Annotated in this window: 15 protein-coding genes; 8 read left to right on the forward strand and 7 right to left on the reverse strand. The window is 31.8% G+C overall.

The window, feature by feature from the left end; all coding sequences use genetic code 11:
- Positions 1–792: 792 nt before the first annotated feature.
- Positions 793–1,104 (reverse strand): hypothetical protein, encoded by a 312-nt coding sequence (locus ACFS5J_RS05090; RefSeq protein ID WP_379810966.1) that lies wholly within the window; start codon positions 1,102–1,104, stop codon positions 793–795.
- A 403-nt stretch (positions 1,105–1,507) separates the two neighbouring features.
- On the opposite strand from ACFS5J_RS05090, the gene ACFS5J_RS05095 reads away from it, so the two are divergent.
- A complete protein-coding gene (locus tag ACFS5J_RS05095; RefSeq protein WP_379810967.1) occupies positions 1,508–2,239 on the forward strand; it encodes a hypothetical protein in 732 nt (243 codons plus the stop codon).
- 259 nt (positions 2,240–2,498) lie between these two features.
- On the opposite strand, the gene ACFS5J_RS05100 is transcribed toward ACFS5J_RS05095, so the two are convergent.
- Positions 2,499–2,990, reverse strand: a complete 492-nt coding sequence (locus ACFS5J_RS05100; RefSeq protein WP_379810968.1) for a hypothetical protein — start codon at positions 2,988–2,990, stop codon at positions 2,499–2,501.
- Between the two features lie 134 nt (positions 2,991–3,124).
- On the opposite strand from ACFS5J_RS05100, the gene ACFS5J_RS05105 reads away from it, so the two are divergent.
- The 6 genes from ACFS5J_RS05105 to ACFS5J_RS05130 all read left to right on the forward strand — a co-directional run bounded on the left by ACFS5J_RS05105 (position 3,125) and on the right by ACFS5J_RS05130 (position 9,622).
- Positions 3,125–4,027 (forward strand): hypothetical protein, encoded by a 903-nt coding sequence (locus ACFS5J_RS05105; RefSeq protein WP_379810969.1) that lies wholly within the window; start codon positions 3,125–3,127, stop codon positions 4,025–4,027.
- A 117-nt stretch (positions 4,028–4,144) separates the two neighbouring features.
- Complete coding sequence (locus ACFS5J_RS05110) at positions 4,145–5,038, forward strand: carboxypeptidase-like regulatory domain-containing protein (RefSeq protein ID WP_379810970.1); 894 nt, start codon at positions 4,145–4,147, stop codon at positions 5,036–5,038.
- 166 nt (positions 5,039–5,204) lie between these two features.
- Positions 5,205–6,773: an SIR2 family protein gene (locus ACFS5J_RS05115; protein ID WP_379810971.1), complete on the forward strand. Its 1,569-nt coding sequence runs from the start codon at positions 5,205–5,207 to the stop codon at positions 6,771–6,773.
- Positions 6,774–6,954: 181 nt separating this feature from the next.
- Positions 6,955–7,140: a hypothetical protein gene (locus tag ACFS5J_RS05120; protein WP_379810973.1), complete on the forward strand. Its 186-nt coding sequence runs from the start codon at positions 6,955–6,957 to the stop codon at positions 7,138–7,140.
- A gap of 742 nt (positions 7,141–7,882) precedes the next feature.
- Entirely contained in the window at positions 7,883–8,293 is a 411-nt protein-coding gene (locus ACFS5J_RS05125; protein ID WP_379810974.1) for a hypothetical protein, read from the forward strand.
- 153 nt (positions 8,294–8,446) lie between these two features.
- Entirely contained in the window at positions 8,447–9,622 is a 1,176-nt protein-coding gene (locus ACFS5J_RS05130) for an immunity 26/phosphotriesterase HocA family protein (protein WP_379810976.1), read from the forward strand.
- A 115-nt stretch (positions 9,623–9,737) separates the two neighbouring features.
- On the opposite strand, the gene ACFS5J_RS05135 is transcribed toward ACFS5J_RS05130, so the two are convergent.
- From ACFS5J_RS05135 to ACFS5J_RS05150, 4 genes are read right to left on the reverse strand one after another with little or no spacing between them, the layout of a single operon-like run.
- On the reverse strand, positions 9,738–9,914 hold the full coding sequence (locus tag ACFS5J_RS05135; protein ID WP_379810977.1) for a hypothetical protein: 177 nt from the start codon (positions 9,912–9,914) through the stop codon (positions 9,738–9,740).
- Positions 9,901–10,116, reverse strand: a complete 216-nt coding sequence (locus tag ACFS5J_RS05140) for a hypothetical protein (RefSeq protein ID WP_379810979.1) — start codon at positions 10,114–10,116, stop codon at positions 9,901–9,903. Before ACFS5J_RS05140 ends, ACFS5J_RS05135 begins: the two co-directional genes overlap by 14 nt.
- Positions 10,117–10,126: 10 nt before the next feature.
- Positions 10,127–10,522, reverse strand: coding sequence for a DUF5675 family protein (locus tag ACFS5J_RS05145; protein WP_379810980.1), 396 nt, complete (start codon positions 10,520–10,522; stop codon positions 10,127–10,129).
- Positions 10,522–11,280 carry a hypothetical protein gene (locus ACFS5J_RS05150; RefSeq protein WP_379810981.1) on the reverse strand — a complete coding sequence of 253 codons (759 nt, stop codon included), beginning with the start codon at positions 11,278–11,280 and terminating at the stop codon, positions 10,522–10,524. Before ACFS5J_RS05150 ends, ACFS5J_RS05145 begins: the two co-directional genes overlap by 1 nt.
- An 825-nt stretch (positions 11,281–12,105) precedes the next feature.
- On the opposite strand from ACFS5J_RS05150, the gene ACFS5J_RS05155 reads away from it, so the two are divergent.
- Complete coding sequence (locus ACFS5J_RS05155) at positions 12,106–12,564, forward strand: RNA methyltransferase (RefSeq protein WP_379810983.1); 459 nt, start codon at positions 12,106–12,108, stop codon at positions 12,562–12,564.
- Positions 12,565–12,620: 56 nt separating this feature from the next.
- Here ACFS5J_RS05155 and ACFS5J_RS05160 read toward each other — a convergent pair whose 3' ends face one another.
- Positions 12,621–17,486, reverse strand: a complete 4,866-nt coding sequence (locus tag ACFS5J_RS05160; RefSeq protein WP_379810984.1) for a T9SS type B sorting domain-containing protein — start codon at positions 17,484–17,486, stop codon at positions 12,621–12,623.
- Positions 17,487–17,562: the final 76 nt, after the last annotated feature.

The following is a 17,562-nucleotide window of genomic DNA, read 5'->3' on the forward strand; positions in this document are numbered from 1 at the left end:
ACCGTATACGTAACCAAATCAGGCAAAAAATACCACGAGGCAACTTGCCGCTACGTTTCTGCTACAGCTTCAAGCCTAACAGTTAAGGAAGCAAATAGCAGAGACTATACCCCTTGCAGTGTTTGCAAACCTGCAACAATTGCCTCCGAAACAACTACTGCAAATAGCTTATACATACCATCAAAACAAACCAGCGCATCCGCTACCGGTTCAAGAGCCACTTCGGTACAATGCTCCGGCCGTACTAAAAAAGGAACACGCTGCAAACGCAATACCACAAATGCCAACGGGTATTGTTACCAACACGAAGGGTAGTAATTAAAAGAGAAATAAAATGATAGATAGAAGACTAAATGTAATCGAGTAGAACTTTAATTATTTCGCTTTTACTGCTTTTCGTTTAATATTGTTAAATATGTACGCTAACAAATCAAACCCCAAAAATAATAATAGAACAATGTAAAAGATCTTACCAAATAATTCTTGGTTTTCAATAAAAAAAAGGTTGTAATTAAAGATTAAAAAAAAGGCTAAAACAATTTTATAGACAATGTTTTTGCTAGCTGTCATGTAGTTTTAATTATAATAGTTATTCAATCACAAATATAATTCAAACTTACATATAACATAATATAAATACGCTAAAAGTTATTGTAAATATAGTAACGTTAATCAACTAATGCTTACAACACAGAAAATAATGACAATAAAAATAAAGAGTTTTTAAGACGCGACAAATAAAAAAGGCTGGTTTTGACAAACACAGCCTTAAAATTTAAGATTAAGAATACCTTACATATAAGTGAAAGGCTTGGTTTTAATGTTGATTTCAAATTCATCCTCTTTTTTTCCATCTTTTTCAATTTCCTTTTTCTTAACCGTAATACGTAAATCATTAAGATTAATCTTCGTATCTGAAACTTCTTTCAGCTCTTCACCATTCAAATAAAAGGTCAGCTTATGATTTTGAAAAACGGTATTGTCTTTTACAATACCATCAATAAGCTCTTTTAGATTTTGTTCCATATCCATACCTTCGTCTTCTTGTGAAAAACCAAAAAAAGGCAGCAAAAAAGCTAAAATAAAAAAAGAGATTTTTTTCATATATATAATTAATTTATTCATTTATAATGTATCCATTTACATCCAAAAATCATTTTAAAATAAACGACGCTAGCAAATCTAAAGTTTCTACAGTCCCTTTGAAAGTAATCGTATTATTGTTTACAACAACAGTAGTTGGAAAACCTTTTATTTCAAAATCTGTTACATCTTCTTTTCTAATGTAATAGGTCTCAAAATGATGTCCTTAGCTTATAAATAAAGTATTGCCATTTACAATGTAAACTTATTAAAATGTAGTAAATTTTGATAATGTATTTCATATTTGGAAACACAAATAAACTATGATTATTTTTAAAAAATGCTTGTTTATAACTAAAGTTTAATTAAATACTCCTTTTAGTTACATTTGAAAAAATGTATTAAATAAATATAAAATATATAAATGAATAAATCTTCTTTAACTATTCCCTTGATATCAAAAATACTAATAGCATTTATTGTATTGTGCTTAATCTCTACTTTGATTCCACTTTTTCTATTTATTTACTACTTTAGAGATCAAAGTATTTCAAATAATATTGCAGATTGGGGGACTTTTGGTGACTTTTTCGGTGGTATGCTAAACATATTAATTTCTTTGATAAGTTTAATTGTATTAGGATATTTGACTTATTTAGTTGGAAAGCAGTCTATAGAAGAAAATGAAAGAATGAATATTTGGTTAAGAAAATTAGACGCTTATGATTCTTTAGCTAACCATGCTCCAGGACTTAAAAAATTTATTTATGAAATTTCACGACTTCATAAACGAATGACGGCTCTTACGCTTAGAGGTATAAGCGAAAATGAATTAGAAAATATTAAAAATGAAATATGTCAGAAATATGATTACTTTGTGGATTTCTATGACTTTTTACACTCTTTTAGTTTGAGATATAGTCATTTATTCAATTATGATTTTGATTGTGAAGAATTTAATCGAATAATATTAAATGGACAATATTTAGATGACTATTTTAAGAAATCCAGAGAATCTATAGAGCATTCTAAAAATTATGTTTTTGATTTCGATCAAAATATTAGCAATTTATTTTTCAAAGACTTAGATAATTTTTATGATAAACTTAAAGAAGAATTAAAACAAACTAAATCAAACAAAAAAAGCCTCCCATAAGGAGGCTTATAACTAATAACATAACTTAACGAAAAAAATTACATTTCTTCCAGTTAAGAAGCCGCAAAAATAATATTACAAATCATAAAAACAAGCTTTAGTACGTTATGTAATTATAACATAAAAGTATCTTTATTGTTGGTTAATAAAAGTTATAGAGAGATACTAATCAAAAGGGATTAAAATTGTTTGATTAATACATTCATATAACCTTCAATATTCAAAAAAAACCTCCCATAAGGAGGCTTTATACAATAACTTAATTTTTCTTTAGGAAAAGTAATCGCTCACCTGTATCTGGATCACTTTGAAAAAACCATAATTGATAATCATTTTCTTTTTTATAAACTTGAAAATTTGACATAAAACCTCCAATTTCAAAATTTAAATCAAGTTCTGATTGTTTAGAAATATCATTATATTTAATTGTCCATCTACCCTTAGAAATAATGTTGTCTAATATTCCTATTTCTTTTACATCATAAAGACCAGGAGAAGTATATTTGTTTTTAAATAAATCAATTGAATTATTCAAAATAAAAGTATTATCATCATTGAATGTTATGTATATGGAATCTAAATTTTCTTTCTTTTTTAAGTAATCATATGAAAATTTATCCAGCTTCCATTTTCCAACAAGATCTTCTTGTTTTAAATTCACATTCTTAGTTTGAATACTACTATCAATTGGACCAAAGAAGTGACATGAACTAAAAAGAACGACAACAAGTAAAAACAATATTTTATTCATATAGATTTATTTAAAGGTCAAATAACTTAAATTAATCTTAAAAAAACAACACTCCAAACGTTATAATTATTATAATCATTATAATTGTTATTGTAAATTTGAAATTCTGGAAAACATAAACTTTATAATAATATATGAAACACTTAATAACCATCATTTTTGTATTATTTTCTATTCAAACACAGGCTCAAAATGTAACCGTTTGTGATTCCCTAACAAAATCCCCGATACGTTTTGCCAATGTTTTAATGGATGAAGTTGGACAATATTCTGACGGTAATGGTAATATATATTATGCTGATACTATCAAAAAAATAACTATAACTCATGTCAATTACTACACAAAACAAATTATAAACCCAAAAGCGTTAGATACTATTTTTTTAAATCCGAAAATTACCGAACTGAAAGAAGTGATTGTAACTTCTGATAGAATACCAATGAAAATAGGATATTTAAAAAGAGACAAATTTTGTGGTAGCAAGCCTGTTACCCCAAACCATGAATTGATAATTAAAATTATACCAAATACCGCTAATTACAATTTAAAGGTTGATGAAATTTTCATTCCGCTATATAGTAGTCATGAATTATTTAAAAAAGGACTAGAAAACAATCCAAAAACAGGCATTTGCAGGGTAAATATATATAAAGAAATACCAAACAATGAATTAGAAATGATTTATCAAAGTGATATTATTAAATTTTTAATGTCTGAAAGAGATCAAATTCTTTTAGATGTAAGGAATGAATCAATAAAACTCGATCCTAAAGGAATATACGTAAGCCTGGAAATGATTGGTAATATTGATGATAATGGATATATATATACTGATAAAGCTCACTTAAGACCTAGAATAACTTCTGAAACTTCAAATGACTATATAGCCTATAGCTATAGTAAAAGAACATTTGACAATAAGCCATCAGAATTCGTAAGCATCAATATTATTAATGACGCATTGTCTAAAACTTTTAAAAAATATAAAGAAAGAAATTTTAATCTTGCAATTGGCTTAGTTGTCTCGAAAGAATGAAAGTACATATTCAATAAAAAAATATCATTAGAATACGTTAATAACGTTAAGCACATCAACTAAATCAACATATCGGTATTTTATTATATATTATCTGAAAATAAATCTCCTTTAGAAATGAAAACCCTCCTCACTGCATTTTTAACATTGATAAGTTGCACTTGCTTCAGTCAAATAAAATCAATAGTAATCGATTCACATTCGGGTCTAACTATCCCGTATGTCAACATCAGTATCGAAAATGAAAAAAAAGGAACCTCTTCAAATGCCAATGGAGAATTTGAACTTGAAGTGGACCAACCCAAGAATGTAGTTTTCTCTGCAATTGGTTATGAAACAGTAAAAATACACTCCGATTCCATTTTTGGAAAAGTAGCACTAAAACAACTCGTAACAGACTTAAATGAGGTTGTCGTTTCGTCCAGTAAAAAGAAACTAAAAAAAAGTATAGGAAAATTTAAACCCTCTAAAATTCATTATTTCTACAGTTTGCATAGTGTACCATGGATGCACGCACGCTATTTCGCATTTCAAGAAGAGTATGAAAGCACACCTTATGTAAAAAAAATAATTGTATACACCGATAGTTCCATTGAAAATGCTAAGTTTAATGTACGTTTATATGGTGTAAATGAGAAAGGAGAACCAGAAGGCTATCTATACCATAAAAATATAATCGTTACTGCTAAAAAAGGAGGTCATAAAACTACTATTGATATTGCGGATTTGAACATTGAATATCCCAAAACCGGCTTTTTTGTCGCGCTTGAGGGACTATTAATAGAAGACAATAAATATGAATTTGAATACCACCTAAGTAATTCAAATCAAAAAAGAAAAGCTAAGAGATATGAACCTTTATTTGGCACAATAGCGAGTGATACCTTAGATACCAATTGGGTAAACTATATGGGTAAATGGAGTAAAACAAGTAAACTAAAAGATCTTAATTTAAAAAGGTATAAAAATAAATATTCGCCTTTAGCCATGGAACTTGTACTTTCCAATTAATAATAAACACCAAATAAACAGTATAAAAACATAAGGCTTAGCCTTATTATTAGTCTTTTAGTCATCTTAAAGTTAGATAGTTTAAATCAAAAAAAGTTATATATATTTGAAGATATTTACTAGTTGTAGGCAATATTTAACAACCATCCGTTAAAAAAGAACAAATATGAGTTTTGAAACAGATTTTGAATCACATTTAAAAAAATTTAATACTGCGCCATTTATGTTTATTGGCTCTGGACTTTCTTCTCGTTATATTAACACTGAAGGTTGGGGAACACTTTTGTCTAAAGTATGCTTGGAATTGAAATTAAAATCAAACTTTCATTATTATAATTCAAAATCATCAAACGATTTAACCGCTGTAGCAAGTTTAATGGCAAACGATTTATTTGAAGATTGGTGGAAAGATGATAGATTTATTGATAGTAGAGCGTCATTTGAACAGCACGTTAAAGACCCGGAAAGTCCATTAAAGTTCGAAATATGTCAATATTTATCAAAAAATGAAGGCATCATAAATGCTGAAATGGAAAAAGAATATCGTCTTTTAAAAAAAATAAATGTAGAAGGAATTATCACCACTAATTGGGACTTGTTATTGGAAAAAACATTTCCTGAATTCAACACATTTATTGGGCAAGATAAATTAATTTTCAATAATTCTATAGACGTAGGAGAAATTTACAAAATTCATGGATGCGTTTCGAGGCCAAATAGTTTAGTTGTTACGAGTAAAGACTATGAACAATTTCATTTGAAAAATCCCTATTTAGCTGCAAAACTACTTACCATTTTTATGGAACATCCAATTATATTTTTAGGATATAATATAGGCGACACTAACATTCATTCAATCCTTAATTCAATAATTAAAATTTTAGATAAGCATACTATAGAAAAGCTAAAAGACCGACTAATTTTTTGCGAAAGAGATGAGTCAGTAACCGAAACAACAATAAATGATGGGAATTATTTAATTAATGAACTTAATCTTCCTATTAAAAGAATTAGATATAAAAGTTTAGAAGATGTATATAAAATTTTAGCCAACAATAATAGAAAGTTACCGATAAAAATTTTACGACATATGAAACATATGGTTTATGATTTTGTGAAAAATACAAAATCTAAAAGTAAAGTATATTTGGCAGATGAAACGAATATTGGGTTATTAGATATAGAAAAAGTTCAATTTGTTTATGGTTTTGGAATTAAAGAAAATCTTTCCTCATTAGGTATTAAAGGTGTGAGTTCACGAGATTTACTATTGGATGTCATAAATCAAGATTTACAAATAGATCATGGTGCTTTATGTAAGGCTGCATTACCCACGATTCAAGGAAAATACCTACCTTATTTTAAATATTTAAGATTAGCTAATTTATTAGATGAAAATGGTAATATTCCTATAAACGACGAAACAAATGAATTATCACCAGCCTTAATCGATAAAATTAATGCTATTAAAATAGAGGATTTTTATCCTGTTAGTCAATACTTATCAAAAAAGGAAAGTATAAATCAAAAATATAATTCTGTAAACAATTTAATCGCTGGGGAAACAGAAGAACATGCAATGCTTTATATCCCAATGCTTGATATTGAAAATATAAATTCAGATGAGCTGTTAAATTATTTAAAAAATAAAAATCTGAAAACAGAGGATTTAAAAACACAAGTTCGAAAATTAATTTGTCTATATGATTTCTTAAAATATAGAAAACAAATATAATACTGCCTACAACAGGCGTTTGGCAAGATTGCGAATTTTGTAGTAAATTCACGTTTACATTTCGCAAAAAATTTTTTCTTTGATAGAAAATAATCGGTTCCGAAGTTCGCAACCTCGCCAAGCGCCGGAACGTTATACGTAATTACTCCAAAAAAAATCAAAAAACACAATCAAAATAAAAATGAAACCTATCATAAAAATAACAATAATAGACTTTTTAATTTCAGGACTAGGTTTTGCAGGATTAATGGCTGGTTATGATTATTCACAAGGAATAGGTTTTAGATTGTGGGATTTCATTTTTAGAGCTTCATTTTTTGGTTTTTTTATGACGTTAATATCTAAATATACCTTTAAAAAAAAATGAATCTTCTAAAGAAAATCAGCAAAAAACAGAAACCAAAAAAATTGAGAAGTAGCGAATTTTGATTTTGACAGTTTAAAATTGTGTGTAGAAATTGGAAAACCCAACTTTTAATTAATAGAAAATATTTTACCAAATTGTTGCCGAAAACAAATCTTGCCCACTTTGTAAGTCGCAACCCCGCATAAAAGCGGGTTTATGCTATGGCGGGTTATGACAACCTTCCGAATTTTGCTGCGCAAGTTCGCACTTTGTGCTCGGGTTTCCAAAAATTCAAAAGTTTGCGTTATATTCGATATAGCTTGGTTTTGGTTTGACGCCACTACTTATAGCCGCCGACCGTTAAAAGTAGAGAATATCTACTTTTTAAATAAAGTAAAGAAAAACATAAAACAAAACATGAAACGATTCGATTATTTTAAAATTACTTTTATATTCATTGGAACTAGTCTAACAGTTGGGTTATTACTGCATAACCTATTTACGGAAATTGTATTCAAGGAAACATACTCCATTGGTAAGGCTGTTTTTTCAAGTTTATTTGTCGGAATTGGAACCGCTTTAATCCTAGGAATTTTAAATATGTATTTCAAAATACTTCCTTTTAAAAAAAAATCTAATAAGATTAAATCTTCAACAAAAAACGTACAGGTAAGATAATAACATTTAAATAATAGTAAATATAAATCAACAAAAGTTATATATATTTGAACATATTTACTAGTTGGCAAACATTTAAGAAAAAATGAAGAAAATCAGATATTCTAAAGAACGATTAAGAAATAATTTAAGAATGGGAATGTTCTTTATATCAATCGGAATTATTCTTGTTTTACTCTCTTTTGTAATTGGAGAATGGAAAGAAATATCAATTCAATCAGTTGGTATTGGTCAATTTGGAGCCGGAATTTTTATGCTCATTCTGTATTATTTCGAAAACAGAAAACAATATTTGACAATGGTAAATGGAGAGTTGACAAAAAACACGCTATTCCCAAAAAAAATAAAACTCAACCAAGTAAAGTCGATAAGAGAATTTGCCGGTGACCTAAAACTCATTACGGACAAAAATGAGTTTGTGATTGACACTCAAATTATCGAACCGAATTCACTCGTGGAATTGAAAAATGAATTGAATAAATATAAACTGAAATAAAAAAACGATTTGCCAACATTGGCTATAAGTAATTGCTTGTTCTCGCCTACCTATGAAAATCCTCGCGAATTTTCAGTTTGGTGTGTACTTGAAAAAGTTAACCGCTAAACCACGCAACTACTCATAGCCGAGACCGTTAGCACCAATGCGAAAATGACAAACGAGCAAAGAAAATATTTTGGGCTTGACCCTATTGAAAATCATTGGGATAAAGTTGTATTAAAAGGCGATAAATACCGCCCTGAAAGTATATTGTATTTTGAAAAGGATACTATTAAAAGACATATAGTTTCTACTGAAAACCAATACATAGAAAAACATTACAACGAACTAACAAAAAACAGAGCTATACTTTTACCCAAAACAAGTAAAGGAAAAGAGAAAAAGTTAACTCCTTCAGTTTTAGAACAAAGACAGCCTACCGGTATTTATTTAAATGTAAGTTTTGGATATTTGACAATTGGAAATTACAATTCTCAAACAACTTTCTATTCAAGTATTTGGCACAATGAAGAACCGTCAAACAAATCAATATCTGAAATCTTAAATGATTTCATCATATCCTCACCTCAAAATCATTTTACTGAAATTGAACAATTCAAAGGATTAAAAAGAAAAAACATAAAATTCAAATCGGGTGATTATTTCTCATTCAAAATTGATAGAATAAATTATGGTTTTGGACGTATTCTTCTTGATATTGGCAAAATCAAAAAAAAGAAGCTTATTAATGAAAAACACGGTCTAAATTTTATAATGAGTTTACCTGTTTTGATTGAATTATTTGCTTTTACTTCAAATTCAAAAAATATAGATATTGCTTCTCTAGACAAAAAGCCTAAACTGCCATCAGACATCATGATGGACAATTTATTTTTATATGGTGAATACGAAATAATTGGTCATAGAGAAATTAATGATAACGAATTTGATTTTCCAATTTCATATAGAGTTAGTTTTGACCAAAGTAGAAAAGTATTTTTACAATGGGGTTTGATACATCAAGTAATCCCAAAAGAAAGCTACAATAAATATATCTATACTAATGAAATGCAGATAGGACAAAATCCTTATTCTTATAATAGAATTGGATTCAGACCAGCTTACAATGGTATTGATATACTAAAAACGGTACAAAATGAAGGAGTTTATGATTTTGACCAATCAACACACTACAAAGCAAAATGGGATTTACGAAACCCTAGAAACAAAGAAATAAAGGATGAATTGTTTAAAACATTTGGTCTTGATTCAACAAAAAATTATTATGAAAATTCAAAATTAACGCAAACAATATTACCAAGTGAGATGAATAAACAACTAAAATAACTTGAATAAAGGTTATAATCAAATGCTTAAAATGAGAGTTCATACAAAAAAAGCCTGGTCTTGCGACTAGGCTTTCATTTTGTTTAACCCAAAGGTCACCACAACTAAGGTTAAACTATTTTTTGTGCTTCTTATGAAGGCTTTTAAGCACCAACGAAATCATAAAACTTACTACTGCACCCACAGCTGCCAACACAACTGTTTTCATGATATCTTCAGAAGTCAGATTCGGTAAAATGCTTAAAAATGTACCGCCAGCAGTACCCACCAATGTTTGATTATTCGGAAGCATCGGTTGTGGTAAGTTGACTAACCGCAGTCAATACGCTGCCTGCCACTACTACATAGCCTCCTATAGTCGTTACCATCAAAGGCAAAGCAACAGGTGCCGCCAATATAGTTCCTCCTACAGCCGCTAAAGCCAAACCAACAGTTCGAAGCACTTTAAAAAACTTTGGCGTGGGAGCCGTAACTCTATTTACAATCTTTTTCATTTTCTAAAAATTAAGAATGAACAATTAACACGACACTTTCTTCTTGGTCCAAAGCTTTGTAAACAGCTCGTTTAAGCTTCTCAAAAGCTTTTCGGGAGTACAAACCCAATCCTGGTCCAGAAAGTTTCGTAACCGGGGCAATACAGCCTTGCAATTCTCGTAATGCATGATTAGCAGGATGAAAAAGTATTAAACTTCTATTCGCAACATCCATTACCTCCAAATGCCATTGATACTTCGAGCTGTACCGCTTTTGTATAAAATATTTCCCCTCCGGTATACAGGAAACCCTTTTCGCATTCTGTTGCCAAGGCAATTCAATAGTATGGCAAATCAACTTTCCTTCACATTCAAGTTTTCCATTGGTTCCATCAGGGAAATAAGTTCTAGTGAGCCATAGTACCATTACACTCCGCCATCTACTTTCACAATCGATAATGGGTTATACGCGCCATTTTTCAACGGGTACATTTGCCCATTAAGCTCTTGGTAAAACTCAATTCCTAAAGCCAATACCAAAGGATGAGTCGAGTTAGCTGTAACCGCATTACTCAAGTCAATCACAGCTGTTGCGGTAGCATCCCACGGCAAAATCCCAGATTCACTAGTTGCCACAACATACGTTTCGGCAGTAAAGTCAATTTCAGCACCACCAGAAATCACTTTGAAATGCGTCGTTCCACTAGGAGCTGCAATCATATTCGTCGGCACAAATGAAGGAATCGATACATCCAAGGTTCCTGCAGCTCTATCAATCGCTGAGGTAAAGGGAGCAAACAACGAAGTACCCAGCTTACCACGTGCATTAAACTCGAAACCAAATACCAATTCAATTTCTCCGTCAATCACATTACGCAATCCTCTTTCACTCACCGCATCCGCCTGGATAACCTTAACCATGTTTTGCGTAAGTCTACTCACCATTCTACTATCCGCAGAGTTCAACAACAGCGGTCGCAAAGCCGTTCGTAACAACTTACCCGCCTTCCCTGCTCTACCAAACTCAGAACCGTTCTCACGAGTTCTTTGAAACGCAGGATCATTTGCAATTCTATTGGCATCAATACCACCCTTCTCACGAGCCAAATGACCATCTTGCGTTTTGTAAAAAGTAATATCCCCTATAGTACCTTTCAGTTTAATTATGCCCTTCTGTCTAGCCATAACTTTCAAAAATTAGCGTTAATAATTCCTTTTTGAAGCTTCACGCACAAAGTTTAAAGTTTTACAAGCTGCATCAGTTTGAAATGGCACAAATCGACACATTTGTCCAAAAACGACACAAATGGCAGCACAACTAGTTCATTTATCCTTTCTGAATCAGTGAAATTATTTGTTATTTTTAAAAAGTGAAATTGAAAAATAACCACTAGGATGAGGTATCTCAAAGCCTAGTCAAAGGCATGGATAAAGTATGAATATTGAAAAAAAGAGAGTCTGTATCTATCCAAAGGATATACAGCGTGTTACAGGAAAGAGTTATAGACAAAGTGCAAGAATATATCAGAAATTACGAACCGACCTTAAAAAGGGAGAAAACGAGCTTGTATCAATCGAAGAATTCTGTGATTACACAAGCTTAAAAATTGAACATGTAAAGCCTCTAATCTTTGGATAGAAATAATAAAAGTTCTTATTGTCATTATTTAACCCCTCAAGCAGTACAAAAACCAGTTCAATTATTAGTCTTATTGTTTTAATATTCAATAAATTATCATTAATTTTGTTCAATACGATTTGATATACTTATTTGAATAAAAATTAGGTGATAAAATCGGTTACCCTAAAAAAGTAGTCGCTCTTAACCCCTATAAAATATGAAGTTTCGAGGTTGGTTATATTCTCGGCGACTCCACAAAAAACCCTGTAAAAAATTGATTTTACAGGGTTTGTTATTTTTAGGGGACGTTTTAGGAACTCTTAAAAGTTTTATCTAACCATTTAGAATAAAATTTACCTCCTCTAGCTACAAGTTCGTATTTTTGCAGTATGAATGATAATTTTATAACAGAGTTTTTTGGCATTGGTATTCAGAATGGAAAAACTCCAGAAAACTTAGGTATGCTATGGCGTTCGGCTCAAAATATGGGTGCGAGCTTTATATTTACAATTGGAAATCGATATGCTAAACAAGCCTGTGATACTCATAATGCAGTAAAATCTATGCCTTATTATCATTATGAAACTTTTGAAGAATTCTATAACAATATGCCCAAGGGCACTCGATTAGTTGGAGTGGAATTAGACGAGAGTGCAACAGAATTAGAAGTTTTTGAACACCCTAGACGTTGTGTATATTTACTTGGTGCAGAAGACCATGGTTTGTCCAAAAAGGCTATAGAAAAGTGCCATTACTTGGTAAAGTTTAAATCGGAAAAAAGTATAAATGTTTCTATTGCCGGAAGTATTGTGATGTACGATAGAGGTTTGAATAAGCCACGATCTTAAAAAAAATAATTAAATAAAAAAAGCCACTCAATTGAGTGGCTTTTTTTAATTTATAATTATCGCTTTAAAGTAAAGTGCGATTTGAATACTTTTGGTTCATTATCTTCAACATATTCCAAAGTAAACCAATAATCTGTTGCCGGTAAAGGTTGACCATTAAAAGTACCATTCCATCCTTCACTCTCCTCTAGTGTACTAATTTGTTTAATCAATTTACCATAACGATCAAAGATATACAACTTAGCATTCGCTTGGTTTAAGCCATTGATATTCCAAGTATCGTTAATACCATCTCCGTTTGGAGTGAAATATTTTGGATAATCAATTATCATTACCTCAATTGTCAAATAAGTACATCCTTGCGTATCTACAACAGTTACGATATGTGAACCTGAACTTACTCCAGTAAATTCATTACTATCTTGAGGGGCATCATCATCCATTTGGTATTGGTAAGTACCGTTCTCTTCATCTATTTCAATGGTAACGGTTGCATTATCATTAAACGCATCAGTAACAGTATAACTAATATTTGTTGCTGGTATGGTTGCAACAACTGTAACTGTATTTGACGTTCCAGTACAATTAGTTGCAATATTTTCAACCACCACATAATAAGTTCCTGCTTGACTAATTTCTAATGTTGGTTCACTTGTAACTGCAATTGCCGTTGTTGGATTAGTCGTTTCATACCAAGAAAATTCATATCCTGTTCCAAAGTCGCCTGCATTCAACCAATATGTTTGGTAAACCGTATCTGTACTATCTACACAAATTGCGCCGTCTTCTAACACTGGAATTGGTAATGGGTCTACAAAAACAGTATAATCGGTATATCCACCTAGGCAATCACCTAATTTTGCGCGAACGCGGTAAATGACATATCCCTGAGTTGTACCTGTAGTTGTAAGCACTTCATCAATTTGTAATGGTGCTACACCAGATCCAGCATTAGCTCCAGCAACACCATTTACATCATATACAAACCACTCTACTTCTGTTCCTGGTATAGAAGGATCGGTAACCGAAATAATAATATTTGGTGATTCTCCACTACAAATTGTAACATCAGGTGAAGGTATTGGTGTACCTGGCAATGGATTAACTGTAACAGTTGTACTTGCAACCATTGAACCTGTGCAAATTCCATTTAAAGGTGTTACCTCAAAATAAATTGTCCCAGGATTTGTATCACTTGTTGTAGCAACAACCACATCTATTGCTCCGGTTGTTGTACCAGATGTACCACCACTTACAACACTCACACCATTTAAAACTGCTACCCATTGGTATGTTGTACCTGTTGGATCGCCTGAAATTTCAACATGTACATTCTCACCTGTACATATAGTCGTTTCTGAAATTACTATATCCGAAATTACTGGAATTGGACGAATTGTTATCATGAACATAATAGGATCACCCAAACATCCATTTGAAACTGGAGTAACATTCATAGTGATTGTACCTACCAACATGCTATTAACTAAATCAACAGCTTGGTTGATGTTTGTTTCATCTCCTGAAACATTATAAATAGCACTATCAATATTGGTAATCGTTGCATCCCAAGTGTATGTTGTTCCTGGAGTATCACTATTAATTGCAATATCTGTTGTTTCACCATCACAAATTGTACTAGTATACGTTGCTGTTATAATAGGTCGCCCAACAACATTCACAACAATTGAAATAGGATCACTAATACATCCATTTGCTGTAGCTGTAACACTATATTCAACTTGTCCTGAAATTGTAGTATTAATTAAAGCAAGTGACTGTGTAATCATTGAGCTTCCTCCTCCTGCAGTTGCTCCTGAAACATTAACAGCTTGAACAACCGTCCATGAAAAAGTAGAACCTGCAACATCACTGAATAACTCAATCGATGTTGGAGTGTTAGAACAAATAGTTCCTCCAAAATTATCAACAAATGTTACTATCGGTTTAGGATTCACCACAACAGTAGCAGAACCTGAAACATTTTGAGAACAAGACAAAGTACTAGCACTAGTTACACTCACTAAAGTATAGGTACTATTCGCTGTTAATACAGGAGTAGTTAAACTTGCACTTCCTGAAGCATCCAAAACAATTGATTGATTGGCTCCTCCATCAACTGTATATACTACAGTTGCATTTGGTGTACCATTGAACGTAACAGTTCCTGAACTATTAACACAAATCATATCTCCTGTTATTGAGGCTACTGGTAAAGTTTCAATCATAATCGTAACACTTTCAGAAAGGTTTTGACTACAATTACCAAAAGCAACTGATACAAGTGTAAATACAGTATTGGTATTTAAAATTGGTGTTGTTAAACTTGCATTTCCTGAAGCATCTAATGTTATAGTTTGATTAGCTCCTCCATTTACTGTATAAGTAACAAATGCATCAGGTGTTCCTGAAAACTCAATAATCCCTGTTGAATTAGCACAAATAGTAGGCGTACTTGTTGCAATATTTGCCGTTGGTAAAGCTACAATACTTACAGTTGCTGAATCAATTAATACTTGACTACAAATTGGAGCTGATGTTGTTGTAATATCAACCAATGTGTATATACTATCTGACGTTAAAACTGAAGTTGTTAAACTCGCATTTCCTGAAGCATCTAATGTTATAGTTTGATTGGCTCCTCCATCAACTGTATATGTTACTATGCCATTAGGAGTACCTGTAAAAGTAACCGTTCCTGTCGAGTTACTACAAATTGTATCTCCAGTTATAGTTGCTGTAGGCAACGTTTGCACACTAATTGTCATTGAACCTGTTTGTGTTTGACTACAAATTGGAGCTGATGTTGTTGCAACGCTCACTAAAGTATAAACACTCGTTGATGTCAGAATAGGTGTCGTTAAACTTGCATTTCCTGAAGCATCTAAAGTTATAGTTTGATTAACTCCTCCATCAACTGTATAGGTTACTTCTGCATTAGGAGTTCCAGTAAATGTTACAGTAGTAGATGTATTTTCACAAATTGTAACATCATTTGAAATCGTTACAGTAGGTAAAGCTAAAACTGAAATTGTTACACTTTCCGTTAAGGTTTGGTCACATGTTCCAAGCTCAACTTTTATCAATGTATAAACACTGTTAGAAGTTAAAACTGGTGTTGTTAATGATGCATTTCCTGTTGCATCCAATGTTATTGTTTGGTTAGCACCTCCATCAACTGTATACGTTACAACAGCATTTGAAGTTCCTGTAAAATCAACAATTCCTGATGTATTACTACAGATTGTCGCTGTACTCGTTGCAATACTTGCTGTAGGTAAACCTACAACATTAACTATAGCACTACTATTTAACGCTTGATTACATGTCCCTATAACTACACTAACTAAAGTATAAACACTATCGGTTGTTAAAGCTGGGGTAGCTACTGAAGCATTTCCACTAGCATCTAATGTTACTGTCTGATTTGCTCCTCCATCAATACTATAAGTAACAACAGCATTTGGCGTTCCCGTAAAAGTTACCGTCCCAGAAGCATTACTACAAACCGTATCTCCAGCAATTGTAGCTGTTGGAAGAGGTTCAACAGTAATTGTTGCAGAACCAGATTGGGTCTGAGAACAAACTAAAGTTCCGGTAGAAGCAACACTTACCAAAGCATAAACACTTGTTGTAGTTAAAATTGGTGTAGTCAAACTTGCATTACCTGAAGCATCTAAAGTAATAGTTTGATTGGATCCACCATCAACTGTATAAGTTACTTCAGCATTAGGAGTTCCATTGAATGAAATTGTAGTAGAAGTATTTTCACATATCGTAACATTGCTCAAAATTGTAACAGTTGGCAATGCTTGTACATTTACAGTAACCGATTCGTTTTTTGCTTGATTACAAATTACCGTTACATTATCACTTGCCAATCTTTTTACATTGTGTAAAGTATAAGTTGTAGTAGCTGTTACTGCTGTTGTAATCGTAAAATTACCAGTTGCATCTAAAACAGCAGATTGCATTGCTCCTCCATCAACAGAGTAATCAACGGTTACATCTGGTGTACCTGTAAAAGTTACCGTAACAGTTTCCCCTTCACAAACATCAGTATTAGAAATTGCAATTGTTGCATCTGGAACTTGATATACTCTTAAAACCACCTCAGTTAAACTGTAACATCCCGATACATTATTAACCACTTTTGCATAGATTGTTTGTGGGTTTGTTGTGTTGCTAATTATATTTGGAAGCGCATTACTTCCATCAATTGCATCAGCTAATGTATTATAAAATGATACTGTATTATTCGTCAAATCAGGGTTAATATCATCACGGATAGAATTTAAATCAAAGATTCCAACATCTGGTGTATTACTACATGTTACATATTCTGGAATTTGATTGGCCACTGGTGGTGTAGGAAAAGCTCCTGTACCAGTTGTAGCGCTACCTATCCAATTTATTTGAAAACCTCCTCCACCAACAGGTCTATCAATTGCAATATAGTAATACTGTCCAGCAGTCACTGTTAACCACCTAACATATCCATTACCATTTGCTCCAGGACCAGTCGTTGTTAAAGTAGTAGACCCATTCATTCCCGTAAGATTACTTGTCAATCCAGCTTGTTGAGGATTGGTAGTAGCACAACGAATAGGACTCCCTAGATTTGAACAATCTTTGTTTGGACCAAAAACCCAAAAATCGTAATCTACTTGAATGCTCGGATCATCTGGAATTAAATCAAACCCTAAAGTACCTGATTGCACGATGTTAACTTTTAACCAAATTGAATTATGTTCAAATCCACTACAACCGGATACTTCTTGAATATCACCAATACCTGTAGCATTTGAACTAAAACTACCATTACCACACACTACTACAGCATCAACACAATCATTGGGTTCCTGTGAAAATAGCATGTTTGTTGAAATTAACACTATTAATAAGGTTAAAATACTTCTCATTTCATTATCATTATTTATGACAAATAGCTAATCCTAAAAAAAGGATTAGCCATTGTACAGTTATTCTCTATTATGA

The sequence above is a fragment of the Flavobacterium chuncheonense genome, from assembly GCF_042686145.1.
Lineage (GTDB): Bacteria > Bacteroidota > Bacteroidia > Flavobacteriales > Flavobacteriaceae > Flavobacterium > Flavobacterium chuncheonense.